Source organism: Synechococcus sp. RC10B2 (genome assembly GCF_047502635.1).
In genome coordinates this window covers 1-14,860 of sequence record NZ_JANSHO010000041.1, presented here as the reverse complement: position 1 = coordinate 14,860, position 14,860 = coordinate 1, and the positions used below count along the sequence as shown (strand labels likewise).

12 protein-coding genes are annotated in these 14,860 nt (G+C 64.4%); 10 read left to right on the top strand and 2 right to left on the bottom strand.

Going from position 1 to position 14,860, the window contains the following annotated elements; all coding sequences use genetic code 11:
- Nucleotides 1–3: 3 nt before the first annotated feature.
- On the bottom strand, nucleotides 4–447 hold the full coding sequence (locus NW855_RS04750) for a universal stress protein (protein WP_414508425.1): 444 nt from the start codon (nucleotides 445–447) through the stop codon (nucleotides 4–6).
- Nucleotides 448–707: 260 nt separating this feature from the next.
- On the opposite strand from NW855_RS04750, the gene NW855_RS04745 reads away from it, so the two are divergent.
- The 10 genes from NW855_RS04745 to NW855_RS04700 all read left to right on the top strand — a co-directional run bounded on the left by NW855_RS04745 (nucleotide 708) and on the right by NW855_RS04700 (nucleotide 12,205).
- Nucleotides 708–1,337, top strand: coding sequence for a MerR family transcriptional regulator (locus NW855_RS04745; protein WP_414508424.1), 630 nt, complete (start codon nucleotides 708–710; stop codon nucleotides 1,335–1,337).
- A gap of 146 nt (nucleotides 1,338–1,483) precedes the next feature.
- The gene (locus NW855_RS04740; RefSeq protein WP_414508423.1) at nucleotides 1,484–2,110 is read left to right on the top strand and encodes a thymidine kinase; all 627 of its coding nucleotides are present in this window, start codon (nucleotides 1,484–1,486) and stop codon (nucleotides 2,108–2,110) included.
- A complete protein-coding gene (locus tag NW855_RS04735; RefSeq protein ID WP_414508422.1) occupies nucleotides 2,107–2,649 on the top strand; it encodes a hypothetical protein in 543 nt (180 codons plus the stop codon). The genes NW855_RS04740 and NW855_RS04735 overlap by 4 nt, the downstream gene beginning before the upstream one ends.
- The gene (locus NW855_RS04730) at nucleotides 2,650–3,999 is read left to right on the top strand and encodes an SRPBCC family protein (RefSeq protein WP_414508421.1); all 1,350 of its coding nucleotides are present in this window, start codon (nucleotides 2,650–2,652) and stop codon (nucleotides 3,997–3,999) included.
- Between the two features lie 15 nt (nucleotides 4,000–4,014).
- A complete protein-coding gene (locus tag NW855_RS04725; RefSeq protein WP_414508420.1) occupies nucleotides 4,015–5,235 on the top strand; it encodes an MFS transporter in 1,221 nt (406 codons plus the stop codon).
- Between the two features lie 42 nt (nucleotides 5,236–5,277).
- Complete coding sequence (alaS, locus tag NW855_RS04720) at nucleotides 5,278–7,938, top strand: alanine--tRNA ligase (protein ID WP_414508419.1); 2,661 nt, start codon at nucleotides 5,278–5,280, stop codon at nucleotides 7,936–7,938.
- Nucleotides 7,939–8,016: 78 nt separating this feature from the next.
- On the top strand, nucleotides 8,017–8,805 hold the full coding sequence (locus NW855_RS04715; protein WP_414508418.1) for a DUF1559 domain-containing protein: 789 nt from the start codon (nucleotides 8,017–8,019) through the stop codon (nucleotides 8,803–8,805).
- 299 nt (nucleotides 8,806–9,104) lie between these two features.
- Nucleotides 9,105–10,067: a class II fructose-bisphosphatase gene (glpX, locus tag NW855_RS04710; protein ID WP_414508417.1), complete on the top strand. Its 963-nt coding sequence runs from the start codon at nucleotides 9,105–9,107 to the stop codon at nucleotides 10,065–10,067.
- A gap of 72 nt (nucleotides 10,068–10,139) precedes the next feature.
- A complete protein-coding gene (locus NW855_RS04705; RefSeq protein ID WP_414508489.1) occupies nucleotides 10,140–11,096 on the top strand; it encodes an AAA family ATPase in 957 nt (318 codons plus the stop codon).
- Nucleotides 11,093–12,205 (top strand): glycosyltransferase family 4 protein, encoded by a 1,113-nt coding sequence (locus NW855_RS04700; protein ID WP_414508416.1) that lies wholly within the window; start codon nucleotides 11,093–11,095, stop codon nucleotides 12,203–12,205. Before NW855_RS04705 ends, NW855_RS04700 begins: the two co-directional genes overlap by 4 nt.
- A 3-nt stretch (nucleotides 12,206–12,208) precedes the next feature.
- Here NW855_RS04700 and NW855_RS04695 read toward each other — a convergent pair whose 3' ends face one another.
- Entirely contained in the window at nucleotides 12,209–14,710 is a 2,502-nt protein-coding gene (locus NW855_RS04695; protein WP_414508415.1) for a SpoVR family protein, read from the bottom strand.
- Nucleotides 14,711–14,860: the final 150 nt, after the last annotated feature.

Here is a 14,860-nt window from a genome sequence, read left to right as displayed (position 1 = left end):
GGCTCACTCCTCCTCGGGCGCGTTGATGGTCAGCACGGGGCAGGTCGGCATGCGCACGACCTTCTCGGTGACGGAACCGAACACGAACCGCTTCCAGCCGCTGCGCCCGTGCGTGGCAATCACGATGAGGTCAATCCCCTTCTCCTTCTGGTAGTTGATAATCTCGTCGGCGGGGTCGCCCCAAACGACGCTGGCGAACACGGTCAGCGACTGGGGGATACGCTGCTCCATCAACTCCTGCATGGAGCGCTCCGCCGCCTCGCGCATTTCAGCTTCGTACAGCGGGATCTCCACATTCACGGGCACAGGCACCACATGCAACGGCGGCACCACATGCAGCAGGTGCAACTCGGCGTTGAAATGCTCCGCCAGTTCCACTGCCATATCGAGCGCATAGTAGGACGGCTCGCTGAAGTCCGTCGGCGCAAGGATTCTCTTGAACGGCAATCGCATCGTCGGTATCCTCCCGCAGTATTGTACCCTTAACAAGCCCCCTGACCAAAATAACAGGGGCGGCTGTAAACGATGTGTTGGCGCATTTACCTCAGCCCTGAGGGTGTTCGAAAAATAGGGCGCGGTTCCCGCGCCCACGCAAAAGCCCCCTCGCCGAACGATTTTTCGAACACCCTCTCCAGCCCTTGACCCTTCACTCGACTGGAGGGTGTATACTTCACTGTACGATGGCGAGGTTCCTACGAATCGGTGCAATGGCAAAGCAGGCGGGCGTGAAGGTCTCTACCTTGCGCTACTATGATGCGCGTGGGCTGCTTTCGCCCGCGTATCGCACGGAGTCGGGCTACCGCCTTTACACGCCCGACCAGCTGGAACGCCTTCGGTTTATTCAAGAGGCGAAGCGCTTGGGGTTGAGCCTGCGCCAGATTGCGCAGATCCTTCAGAGCAGCGACGCTGGCGACGCGCCGTGCGAGCGGGTCGCGCCTCTGTTTCGTCGGATGGCGGCGCGGCTCGACGAGCGGATTACACAGCTACAGGCGCGCCGCGACGCTCTGGAATATGCGCTGGCACACGCCCACTGCGGGCAAGAGTCATCTCCCTGTCGTCTGGTGAGCCTCGCCGTCGACTATCAACGGAGGTGTAGAACAATGGCACGACTCATAGAGGTGTTCACGGCGGGCTGTCCGCTGTGCGACGAGACGGTTCAGCGGGTCCAGCAGGCGGTCGCCCAGTGCGGCTGCACGGTGGTCACCCGCGCGCCCGACAGCCCAGAAGCCCAGCAGTACGGCATTCGGGCAGTCCCTGCGATTGTGGTTGAGGGACAGCTCCTGTTCACGGGGGTTCCCACCCAAGCGCAGGCAGACGCTCTGCTCCGTCGGGCGTAGGCGCATCCCCTAAACACCCGTCGCCCCCACCGAACCTCCCGCACATGGGGAGTACCCGCGTGCGAGGCGGGTTCAGGTGGGGGGCGCGGTGCTTTAAACCCGCTCCAGCAGGGTATAGGACATAAGGGGTGAATCCCCATGGACGCATGAAACCGCTGGGTCAACTAACCGTGATTTGCGGGAGTATGTTTGCGGGCAAGTCGGAGGAGCTGATACGCTTGGTGCGCCGCGCGATGTACGCCCGCAAAAAAGTGCAGGTGTTCAAACACGCGCTGGATGACCGCTTCGCACACACTGCCGTCGCGACACACAACGGCGTGCAGTGGGAAGCCATCCCCGTGCGCAATACGCGCGAGTTGCTGTGCCATCTGGACGCCGATACGGAGGTCGTCGCCATCGAGGAGGCGCAGTTTTTCGACGAGGAGTTGGTGCGCCTGTGCGTGGAGCTGGCGGATGCGGGCAAGACGGTCATCGTGGCGGGGCTGGATCAGGACTTCCGTCGCCAACCGTTCGGGATTATGCCGCTGTTGATGGCGCACGCGGACGAGGTGGTCAAGCTCCGCGCGATTTGCGTGCAGTGCGGTCGCCCTGCGAGCCACACGCAGCGGCTGGTGGACGGTCGCCCCGCCGCGTGGGACGAGCCGACCATCCTGATTGGCGCGGCGGAGCATTACGAGGCGCGCTGCCGCAACTGCCATCAGGTGCGTCGCGTGCCGCCTGCCTATCGCAAGCGGCTGCTGCGGGGTATCCGACGCACTGGGGAGACGCCATGAAGTTCCGCTGGTCGGGCGCGACGGCGTGCGATGTGGAGACCGCCGCTGCGCGGTTGAACGACTACTTCGGCGCGGTGGGCTATCGCACGCTGCCGTCGGAGCTGCGCTGGGCGCGCGGGAGCCTGTGGAAAGCCCTGCTCACGATGTCGCCGCGCCAGTTGCCGATTATCGTGGAGGCGAAGGTGCAGCCGTGGGGCGCACAGACGCTGGTCGATGTGACCTTCGACTTCCCGCGCAGTGTGCGCGCACTCAGCGAGCAGGACGCCGACTTGATTGTGGCGGAGCTGCGCGGCTTGACGGAGTACCTGCAGCACGGCGTGGCGGACTTCGAGGCGATGCTTCGGCTGGAGCGTGCCGCCCAGCGCACGGCGCGCGCCGCGCTGCTCAACACGCTGGGGCTGATTGTGCTCCTCTCGCTGCCGCTGGCGTGGCTGTTCGGGCAGATGCAACTGCCCCCGCTGTTGGCGTCGATGCTGGGCGGGCTGGTGGGCGGCGCGCTGGCAAGCTACCTGTTCTGGCGGCTGATCCGGAGGCGGTAGATGCGACTCATCGAGTGGCTCTCACGGCGCGAGGTGTACGCCGCAGCGGGCGTGCTGCTTGCGTTGGTGAAGTACCTGATCGATCGCTATGTAGCGGCGCGGTACGGCGTGCAGTGGCTGCCGTGGCACTACTGGGTGTTGCCGCACGAAGGCTCGCTGCTGCAGGTTCCTGATGCGCTGCGCCCGATGTACCTAACACTGCTGTGGACGAGCGCGCCCTTCGCGCTTGTGGGGCTGACGCTGACCTACCTGCGCCTACGCGCGGCGAGGCTACATGGCGGGTGGGTGCTGCTGTTTTTCGTGCCGTTGCTGAATGTGATGCTGTTTCTGTCGCTGTGTCTGCTGCCGAGTCGGGCGCAGGCGGAAGGAGTGTCGGCGAGCGTGCGCGGCTGGCGACGGTTTGTGCCGCGCGACGAGCGGGGCAGTTGGTGGGCGGGCGCGTTGTTGCCTGCGCCGATTGGCGTCGCGTTCTGCCTGCTGGGCGTCTACGGGTTCCAGCAGTACGGCTGGGGTCTGTTTGTGGGCGCGCCGTTCGCTGTGGGGTTGCTCGCGCCTGTGATTGCGGGGGCGCACGCGCCGCGCACGCGGGGCGAGAGCCTCGCTGTTGCAGGCACGGCGCTGCTGATGTGGGGCGCGGGGCTGTTGCTGCTGGCGTTGGAGGGCGCGCTCTGTCTGGTGATGGCGGCGCCAATTGCCGCCGTGTTGGGCTCGCTCGGCGCAATCGTCGGACACACGCTGCAGGCGCGCCCGAACCGCCCTGGCGCGGAGTGGCTGAGCCTGCTCGTGCTGCTGTGCGTGCCCGCGCTGATGGGCGCGGAAAAACGCCTGACGCAGCCGCCCCTGTACGCGGTGTCCACCGCCGTAGAGATCGACGCGCCACCCGAAGTTGTCTGGCGCTGTGTCGTTGCTTTCCCGCCGCTGCCTGAACCCACCGAGTTGCCCTTCCGACTGGGCATCGCCTACCCAACTGAGGCGCGGGTTGAGGGGACGGGCGTCGGCGCGTGTCGGTACTGCGTCTTTTCGACGGGCGCGTTCGTGGAGCCGATTACCGTCTGGGACGCGCCGCGCCTGCTACGGTTCCGTGTGGTGAAAAACCCGCCTGCGCTGGTGGAGCTGTCGCCGTATGGACACTTGCCCGCGCCCCACGCGCACGGCTACTTCGTCGCCGAGCAGGGCGAGTTCCGCCTGACCCCGCTGCCCAACAACCGCACGCGACTGGTCGGCACGACCTGGTACCGCCACAATCTGTACCCCGCGTTTTACTGGCGCTGGTGGTGCGACGCGCTGATTCACCGAATTCACGGGCGCGTGCTGCGCCATATTAAGGCGCAGGCGGAAGCGCATCGGTAGGTACACTCCCCCACCATGACGCGCAGCCGATGGATAATCCCGCTGGTGCTGGCGGTCACGGTGTTCGTGCATTACTTGGATCGCAACAACTTGGCGATAGTGCTGCCGCAGGTTGCACGCGAGTTCGGCTGGGACGACCGCCAAATCGGGCAGCACGGCAACCTGCTGCTGGGCGCGTTTTACCTGACCTTCGGCATTGCGCAGGTGATTCTCAGCCCGCTGGCAGAGCGGTGGGGCGTCAAGCGCAGCCTGATGGCGTCGGTGGCGGGCTTTTCGGTCTGCACGATGCTGTTTTACCCGTTGGGTGGCTCGCTGGGCGCGCTGATTGCGCTGCGCCTGCTGCTGGGCGCGGCAGAGAGCGTGCATATGCCGATGAACAGCGCGCTGGTCGGGCGGTGGTTCGCCCCGCACGAGCGCGGGCGGGCAAACGCAATCTATGTGGCGGGCATCTTGGTCGCGCTGGCGGTCGCGCCGCTAATCGTCGTGCCGCTGGCGGAGCGGTTCGGCTGGCGGGCGACCTTTCTACTGCTGGGCGCGGCAGGGCTGGCAATCAGCCTACCGCTGGCAGCGCGCTACATCAGCGACCAGCCACCTGGTTGGAAGCCGTCGCAGGGTTCGGGCGCGCGCCTGCATCTCGCCGACGCGCTGCGGGCATACGGCGCACGCGATCCGTTGGCGTTCTGGCTGTACCTTGCGGCGGGCGTGTGCAACGCCTTCTGCGTGTTCGGCATCCTGAACTGGCTGCCCAGCTATCTGAACCGCACGCGGGACATCCCGTTCGGCGAGTTGAGCCTGCCGCTGTTCGGGGTGTTCATCGCGGGGATAGCGGGCGTGTTTTTCTGGGCGCACTGGGGTGACCGCACGGGTAGGCGCATCTCGTTTGCCAGCGCGGGGCTGCTGCTGGCGGGGTTGTGTGTGCTGCTGACGGCGTATGTGGACGCCAACGCGGGGGTGATTGCGCTGCTCGCGCTTGGCGTGTTCCTGCAGAGCAGTTTCAACGCGCAGGAGTTCGCGACTTTGCAGGGGATGTTGCCTGCCGAGCGTGTGGGCGCGGGCACGGGGCTATACAACGGGACGACCGTGCTGCTGGGCGGGGTCGGCGGCTCGTTCATTCCAGGCACGCTGGTCGCGCTCACGGGCGACTTTCAGGCGGGGATTCTTAGCGTCGCCGTCGGCGCGTGGCTGGTGAGCCTGCTGCTGGGGGCGCTCGCCCTGCGCCAATCCCGCGCAAAATAAGCAGGCTCAGGTATACTATCCCGCGCAACAGCGGAGGGAGCGATGCACTGGAACGCGAGCGCGCTGCGACAGGCGTTTTTGGGCTACTTTCAGGACAAAGGGCACTTGCTGCTGCCCTCGGACAGCCTCGTGCCGAAAGACCCGTCGCTGCTGTTTACCAGCGCGGGCATGGTGCAGTTCAAGCCCTACTTTCTGGGCGCGGCGCAGCCGCCCGCCCCGCGCGTGACCACCGTGCAGAAATGCCTGCGCACCACCGACATCGAATCGGTCGGCGACCTGTCGCACCTGACCTTTTTCGAGATGCTGGGCAACTTCAGCTTCGGCGACTACTTCAAGCGCGAGGCAATCCTGTTCGCGTGGGAGTTCCTGACCGAGCGGCTGAAGGTGGACACCGACCGCCTGCAGTTCACCGTGTTCCAAGACGACGACGAGGCGTTCACCATCTGGCATCGCGAGGTGGGCATCCCCGAAAACCGCATTTGGCGACTGGGCGAGAAGACCAACTTCTGGCCCGCCAACGCCATCACCGAGGGTCCCAACGGTCCCTGCGGTCCCTGTTCCGAGATTTTCTACGACACACGCATCGACACAGGGTGCAACAACCCCGACTGCGGTCCCGCGTGCGACTGCGGACGCTGGCTGGAGATTTGGAACCTGGTGTTTATGCAGTACGAGCGCAGCGAGGAGAACGGCAAACCGAAACTGACCCCGCTGCCGAAGCAGAACATCGACACGGGCATGGGACTGGAGCGCACCGCCGCCGTGCTGATGGGGCTGGAAAGCCCGTTCGAGACCGATGTGTTCGAGCCGATTGTACGGCGCATCGAGCAAATCGCGGGCGTGCGCTACAAGCAGGGCGAGCCGACCGACACCGCCATTCGCCTGATTGCCGACCACATCCGCGCGGCGACCTTCACGATTGCCGACGGCGTCATCCCCCAAAACGAGGGGCGCGGCTATGTGCTGCGGCGCATTATCCGTCGCGCGATTCTGCGCGGGCAGCGCGTGCTGGGCATCGAGCAGCCGTTCTTCGCCGACCTTGTGCCCGCCGTCGTCGACGCGCTGGGCGAGCAGTACCCCGAACTCGCCCAACGGCAGGACTACATCACGACCACCCTACGCTACGAGGAGCAACGCTTCCGCCACACGGTGCAGGCGGGGCTGGCGCGGCTGGAGGAGATGCTGACGGACGCCGAGACGCAACAGACCCGCACGCTGGCGGGCGAGCGCGTGTTCACCCTGTACGACACCTTCGGCTTCCCTGTGGAGTTGACGCGGGAAATCGCCGCCGAGCGCGGGATTGCCGTCGATATGCAGGGCTTCGAGCGGGCGATGGCAGCGCAACGCCAACGCGCCCGCGAAGCGAGCGGCATCTCGGAGAAACTGTTCGTGCAGACGGGCGCGGCGCTTTCGGAACTGGCGCAACACGCCCCACCCACCGCGTTCGTCGGCTACGAGCAACTCGCATGCGAGGCGCAGGTGGTCGGACTCGTGCGCGGGGGCGACTTGATTCCCGAAGCGCACGCGGGCGAGACCGTCGAGATTGTGCTGAACCGCACGCCGTTTTACGCCGAGTCGGGCGGACAGGTCGGCGACACGGGCGTTATTGAGTGGCAGGGCGGACGCGCGCAGGTGCTGGACACCCAAAAAGCGAACGACTACTACTTCCACCACGCGCGGATCCTTGAGGGCGCGCTGCGCTTGGGCGAGACCGTGCAGGCGCAGGTGGACGCCGAGCGCAGGCTCGATATCCAGCGCAACCACACCGCCACGCACTTGCTGCACGCCGCGCTGCGCCAAGTGCTGGGAACCCATGTCGCGCAGGCGGGGTCGCTGGTCGCCCCTGACCGACTGCGCTTCGACTTCACGCACCCGCGCGCCGTGACGCCCGACGAACTGGAGCGCATCGAATCGCTGGTGAACGAGAAACTGCTGCAGGCGTTGGAGGTGCGCGTGTATCCCGATGTGCCCATCGACGAGGCGCGTCGGCGCGGCGCGATGATGCTGTTTGGTGAGAAGTACGGCGCGCGCGTGCGCATGGTGGAAATCCCCGGCTTTTCGCTGGAGTTGTGCGGCGGCACGCACCTGCGCAGCACGGTGGAGGCGGGGCTGTTCAAAATCGTGCATGAGGGCAGCGTCGCGGCGGGCGTGCGACGCATCGAGGCGCTGACGGGACGCGCGCTGTACCAGTGGCTGCGCGAGCGCGAGCATGCCGTCCGCGCCGTCGCCGAGCGCATGCAGACGCCCGTGCCCGAACTGCCCGCCGCCGTCGAACGCCTGCAACGCCAACTGGACGCGCTGCAGACCGAACTGGAGCAACTCAAGCAGCGCGCCGCCAGCCAAGCGGTGGAGAACCTCACGCCGATTGATGTGGACGGCGTGCCTGTGGTGGCGCAGGCGGTGCAGGGCGTGGACGCCAAGTCGCTGGGCGCGGTCGCCGATCGGCTGATTCAGCGCGGGGTCGGCGTCGCCGCGCTGGGCACGGCGCACGACGGCAAGGTCGCGCTGGTGGTCAAGGTCGCGCCCGAATGGGTGCAGAAAGGTCTCCACGCGGGCAACCTCATCCGCCAGATTGCGCAGGCGGTCGGCGGCTCTGGCGGCGGGCGACCCGACTTTGCCCAAGCAGGCGGCAAACACCCCGAACGCCTCGCCGACGCGCTGGCGCAAACGCCGCAACTCGTGGCGCAACAACTGCGCGGATAGGAACCCCGCCAACGCCCGTGAAACTCGCATTAAAACTGGCAGGAACAAAAATAGCCCTTGCCGAATCTAATATGCACTATGAGACGACATGGCTTTACCTTGATCGAGTTGCTGGTCGTGATTGCGATTATCGCGATTCTCGCGGCGATTCTGTTCCCTGTGTTTGCGCAGGCGCGCGAGAAGGCGCGACAGACCCAGTGTACGAACAACATGAAGCAGAACGCGCTCGCCGTGCTACAATACATTCAGGACTACGACGAGCGGTTCCCGATGAGCCTCTACGCGACTGTCCAGAACAACCAGCCGTGTATCTTCACCCTGTACAACGCTATCTATCCCTATGTGAAGAACGCGGATGTGGTGGTGTGCCCGTCCGATCGGCAAGCGCTCGACTTAGTGGGTAGTTTTGAAAGAATCAACTCGCGCATGTGTTCCATCCCGAACTTCCGCTACACAGGCTACATCTTCAACTGGTGCGTGTTCGAGGATGGCTTTGTGCCGGGGCTGCGTAATGGTAATCCTGTTGTCTCGTTGGCGCAGATTGAGTTCCCTGTGGAGACCTCGATGCTGTACGACGGCACTTTGGGACCGCCGACGACTTTCCAGTCGTACCTGCAGGCGCGTCATAACAGCTTGGCAGGCGCGAACTTCGTGGATGGGCACGCCCGCACGGTCAAGGGGCGCGTGCGCGAGGGTCAGAACAGCACCGCGCCCACTTGGGACGGCAAGCAGGCGCGCATTTTTGATGTCGGCGAGGTCGGTCCCTATCAGGGTCAGTTCAACCTGTGGGGCGTCGCGGCGCGGCGCGCGAACGGTACGCCCTGCCGCAACTGCCCGAACCGCAACAACCCCGGCAACTGCAACTAATACCAATCGCGGGGACACAGTTTACAAAAACAAGCGAAATTGAAACCCCCTCCTTAGGGTTCCCCCTGCAAGCAGGGGGAACCGAGTAGGCGCGCCTATTGCGGTTCCCCTCGCGAAGCGGGGGGAACCTAAAGGAGGGGGGAAATTGTAAACTCCGCCCGCGCGATTGGTATAACTTTGGCAGCACCGCCTACACCAACGGCGCAATCGGTTTTTTAGAACACACGGCAGGAAGTTTCGCGCCGCCGCCGAAAATCTCCCATGTCGACGCAGACACTGCACACGAGGTGAGAACGGCTATGGATCGGAATTTAGGTATGGATTTTGTACGCGCGACTGAGGCGGCGGCGCTCAGTTCGGGGCGTTGGGTTGGCAAGGGCGACCGACACGCGGTAGACCAAGCCGCGTGCGAGGCGATGCGCCGCACGCTCGGCGACATCGACATGAAGGGCGTCGTGGTCATCGGCGAGGGCGAACGCGATGAGGCGCCGATGCTCTACATCGGCGAGGAACTCGGCACGGGCAACGGCTACGCCGTGCAAATCGCCGTCGACCCTGTGGAGGGCACGAACCTCGTCGCCACGGGGCAGCCCGGCGCAATCAGCGTCGTCGCCGCCGCCATCGAAGGCGAGGGCAAACTGCTCCGCGCGCCCGACATCTACATGGACAAACTCGTCGTCGGTCCCGCCGCCAAAGGCGCGGTGGACATCACGCTCCCGCCACGCATGAACCTCAAGGTCATCGCCAAGAGCCTTGGCAAAGAGGTGCAAGACCTGACCGTCGGGATGCTTGATCGCCCGCGCCACGAGCAACTGATTCGCGAGATTCGGCAGGCGGGAGCGCGCATCCGCCTGGTGTCCGACGGCGATTTGTCGCTCGCGCTGGAGGCGTTAGACCCGCAGGGCGAGATCGATGTGCTAATGGGCATCGGCGGTGCGCCCGAAGGGGTGCTGTCGGCGGCTGCTGCGCTGTGCATGGGCGGCGAGATTCAGGCGCGACTGGTGTTCCGCAACGAGCAGGAGCGCGAGCGCGCCAAGCAACTGCTCGGCACAGAGGATGTTGACCGCGTGCTGACGATGGAAGACCTTGCGTGGGGCAATGTGGTGTTCGCGGCGACGGGCATCACGGGCGGCAACCTGCTCGGCGGCGTGCGCTACACAGGCTGGGGCGCGATTACCCACTCGGTCGTGATGCGCTCGCGCAGTGGCACCATCCGCTGGCTGGAGACGCATCACCACTTCCACCATGACCCGCGCTACTGACGGGGTCGCCCCCGCGTGGGGTAGAATGATTCCGCGTGCGCGAGGGCGCATGCAGCACGGGACGCAAGCGTGATTACCATCGACTCTGTGGGCGACTCGCTGCAGCGGGTAGAGGCGCAAATCGGGCGCGTGATTATCGGGCAGCAGCGCGTGATCGAGCAGGCGCTGTGCGCCCTGCTCGCCGATGGGCATATTCTGATTGAGGGCGTGCCTGGCATCGCTAAGACTCTGCTGGTGCGCGTAATCGCCCAGACGCTGGGGCTGCAGTTCCGTCGCGTGCAGTTCACGCCCGACCTGATGCCCTCCGACCTCATCGGCACGACGATTTTCGACGCGCAATCGGGCGAGTTCCGCGTGCGCTACGGACCCATCTTCGCCAACATCGTGCTGGCGGACGAGGTGAACCGCACGCCGCCCAAAACGCAATCCGCGCTACTGGAGGCGATGGAGGAGCGCAAGGTCACCATCGACGGCGTCTCGCACGCGCTGCCGCGCCCGTTTATGGTGTTCGCCACGCAGAACCCCATCGAGTACGAGGGCACCTACCCGCTACCTGAAGCGCAGTTAGACCGATTCCTGCTCAAGGTCGTGATGGACTACCCCGCCGAAGACGAGGAGCGCGCTATCTTGCGCCTGCACGACGAGGGCTTCCGCACACACCAACTGGAGCAGGTCGGGCTGGAGCCTGTAATGGACGCGGCAGAACTGGAGCGACTGCGCGCAGTAGTGCGCGAGATTCAAGTCGCCGATGAGGTACGCGACTACATCCTGCAGATTGTACGCCGCACGCGCCAGAACGAGTACCTGCTGGTTGGGGCAAGCCCGCGCGCGGGCGTCGCGCTGCTGCTGGTGAGCAAGGCGCTGGCGGCGATTCGCGGGCGCGCGTTTGTGACCCCCGACGATGTGAAGCAGATGGCAACGCCCGTGCTGCGCCACCGCCTGATTCTCAAGCCCGAAGCGGAGGTGGAAGGGCTGAACGCTGACCGTATCCTGTCCAGTATTTTGGAGGCGACGCCTGTGCCGCGATGAGTAGCCTGCTGTTGGATCGCCCGCCGCAACTGCGCGACGCGCCCGACGATTCGGGCGACGGACGCGAGCGCACGCCCGTGCTGATCGTCGTGCGCCCCAGCAGCAGCGGCATGCTGCGCCATGTGCAGGGTCTGATTAAGTACCTGCCCGAGTTTGGCTACGCGCCGACGCTCACGGGACCCGACTTCATTCGCGACCGCGCGGGCGTCGTTGCCGACTCGCGCGCGGTGCGCACCCTGCGCGCCTACGCCGACGAGTTCCCGTTCGTTCACTGCCATGGGGTGCGGGCAGGCTGGATTTGCGCGTGGGCGTTCCGCGACCAGTACCCGTGGCTGTGGACGGTGCATCACCTGCTGCTCAGCAGAAGTGCGCTGGTGCGCGCCCTGTGGCGCTGGATTGCGAAGTTCCCGCGCGTGATTACCGCCGTCTCGGAGCAGGTCAAGGCAGGGCTTACGCGCGGCGGCGTGCCCGAAACGCGCATCGAGGTCGTGCCTGGCGGCATCGACTTGGAGCGGTTCGAGAAACTGCCCCGCCGCGAGGCGATGCGCGAGCAGTTTTTTGTGCCTGCCGACCGCCCGATTCTGCTGTGTGTGGGACGGTTCGTGCGCCACAAGGGCTTCGATGTGGCGATTCAGGCGATGGAGCGCATTTGGGAGTGCTTGCCTGACGCCGACCTGTGGCTGGCAGGCGACGGACCCGACAACACGCGCTTGGTGAAGCTCGCCGTGAAGTCCCGCCGCCCGCACCATGTGCGCTTCTTCGGCTACTGGAGCGCAGTGGAAGAGTTGTACGCCGCCGCCGATGTGCTGCTTGCGCCCGCGCGCGATGCGGGGCTGGGGCTTTCGACGATGGAGGCGATTGCCTGCGGGCTGCCCATCGTGGCGACCGACATCCCCGCGATGCGCCGCTTAGTGGAACACGAGCGCATGGGGCTGCTGGTTCCGCCCGACGACCCTGACGCGCTGGCGAACGCCGCGCTGCGCCTGCTCAACGACCGTGCGCTCGCCCAGCAGTTCGCCCGCAACGCGCTGCAGACCGCCGAACGGTTCCACATCCGCCACACCGTCGAGCAGACCGCGCCGTTGTACCGCAGGCTGACGCGAGGCTAAGCCTTACAACGCGCGCTGTGCAATCGCGTTCCCGTCGCAACTGAGCAGCACCTGCTCATCGTCGATCACCGTCTCCAGATGCACGGGGCGTCCCCACAGGCGCACCAGATAGCGCAAGCAGCGCGTCGTGCGTTGCATATCGAGCGGCTTGCCGTCGTAGTGGTGCTTGAGGTACAGCTCGCCCCGATGCTCCCAGTCGCCATCTTCGACCGTGATGACGGGCACGCCGAAGTTGGTCATGTTGTCCACCAGCGTGTTGCGCACGGTGCGCCAGTCGGTCTCATCCACCACCCACACCAGTTCGCCGTTATGCTCTTCCACGCGGTAGGTGTAGAGGTCTAACTCGCGCACCAGTTTCTCGGTGAGGTACTTGTGTAGGAAGGTCTGGTCGCACTCCAGCGTGCGCACTTCGAACAGTTTCTGCATGCCCTGCCCGACGGGGCGTTCGATGCGGTAGCCCATCCAGTCGGTCTCTTCCTCGTCGGGGTCAATCTCGCCGTTCCAGCGCCGCTCGATGTCGCGCAACACCTTGTAGCCGACATAGTAGGGGTTCAGGCTCATGCGCGAGCCGGGCTGAATCACCGCCGAGTGCATCTTGCGGAACTGCACATGCTCGTCGGGGGTGAGGGGCAGGTCTTCGAGGATGCGCTCGTGCCAGAACGAGTTGTGGTGGATCATTCCGTTGGCGACATAGCGATGCGCGTCGGCGACGGTGATGTCGTACACATCGGCGCGCCCTCGCTCGATTTTGATTACGGGATCGAACGGCTCTTGCTGGCAGAACCAGCGACGGTTTTCGATATACCGCTGCAGGGCTTCCGCCTTGCGTTTGAGTCCGAAGCCGATTTTCTCGGCGAAGACGCGCGCCCACACACCGCGAATCGCCAGTTGGTAAACGCCTTGTTGGGGCGGGCTAATCGACGACAGCACGCCGAAGTTCAGCAGAACCGTTTGCACGGTGCGAATCAGCGACTCCGACGCGCTGGAGAGAATCACGCCCGAATTGCCTGCATAAGCGTCGGCGTCGAAGTAGCCGCGCAGGAACGCCGCGACCACCTCGCGCGGGGACTGCAGCACAATCGGCGGTACGATTTTCTGACGCGCCTTGCGTTCGGGGGACAGCCCTATTGCAATCAGCAGTTCGCGCAGCGTGCGCGAGTGGACAGCAATTCGCCAACGCGCGCTGTTGTTCTGCAGGTCATACTTCACGCGCGGGTTGCATCCCCAGCCGCGCAGCAGACCTGTCAGCCGCTCCACGATTTCGGCGTCGCCCGTCGTAAAGCCGATCCCCGATTTGGTGAAGTTTCCGTCGCCAACGAAATAGCCTAGCAGGTAGGCGAACTCCTCGTCAAGATGTTCAGGGAGATTGAGGGCATCAGCAAGGGTTGCGGAACGGCTGCGTGCGGTTGGCAGCGGCTGATATGACTCTGACCATATCTCTGTACCCACGGCTAACGCGACCTCATCGCCTATGGCAATATCTTGCAGATACACCCAGCGACCTTCGCGCAGCAGCACACGATGCTGGTGCGCTCCCTCAATCGTGAAACCGCGCTTCGTCGTGATGCGTATCGTGGGCGTGTCAGGCTGGCAGTGGTAATCCAGCACAGCGCAGGACGCCGACGGCTCGCCGACGGCGACCGACACAGGCGACTGACGCTCGGCGTAAAGGGCGTCAAAGCGCATAATCCCGCGCGAGGTAATCAGCAGCGAGTCGCCTGTCGCACATGCCCAGCCCTCGTTAATTATCTTTGTCTTAATTTGCGGTAAAAAGTAAAGCATCTCCTCGCGAATCATGCTGATGATGTCGCGTTGCCAGTCTTCCAGCACGCGCGAGTGATCGCGAATGAACAGCAGCAGGTCTTTCTGTGGCTCTTCGGGGATTTTGCGCTTTTTGGGTTCGGGCTTGGGCTTGGGCTGCACCATATAAAACAGGTCTTCGAAGGTATCGCCTGTCGGTTGGGGTTCTTGCGCGTCTTGCTTGCGCGGGGGCGCGCCGTAGGTCGGCAGCACGGGGTCGATATGTTCCTCTATCGATAGCACCGCGTCCAGAAACTGCTCCACCACCAGCGGTCCGTGAACCATCTCGTAGTGGCGGATGCGCTCGGCGTGCAGGCGGGCGCGCTCAATCATCTTGCGGTCGGTATGCTCGAAGTAGATGTTGTTTTTGAAAAAGTCCGAGTGCCCGTACACATGGGCGATGACCAGCTTGTGCGCCACCATGTCGTTGACATCGAGCAGGAACGCCTGCGCGGGGTCGGTGTTGAAGACCAGTTCGTAGATGCGGCTGACGCCGTACTCGTACATGGTCTTTTGCACATGGTAGTCGCGCCCAAAGGTCCAGTGCGAGAATCGCGCGGGCAGGGCGTATGCGCCCAGTTCGTAAATCACATGCGCGGGCGCGACTTCGAAATGCACAGGAAACGGGTCTAAGCCCATCTCCAGTGCCTTCTCGTAAATCATCTCGATCCAGCGTTCCAGTTCGGCGCGTTCCGCCTGCGTCATGGATGCCCCCTGTCTATGGATATTAACGCAGATTATTGTCGGCAGGTTCCTGCGGTTTTCTGAGGGAGGGGTGAACACGGATGATAGTAAGTGTCTTTGCAGTGAGATTTAAACATAGCCCCCACCCCACCCCCTGATAAGGGTACAACG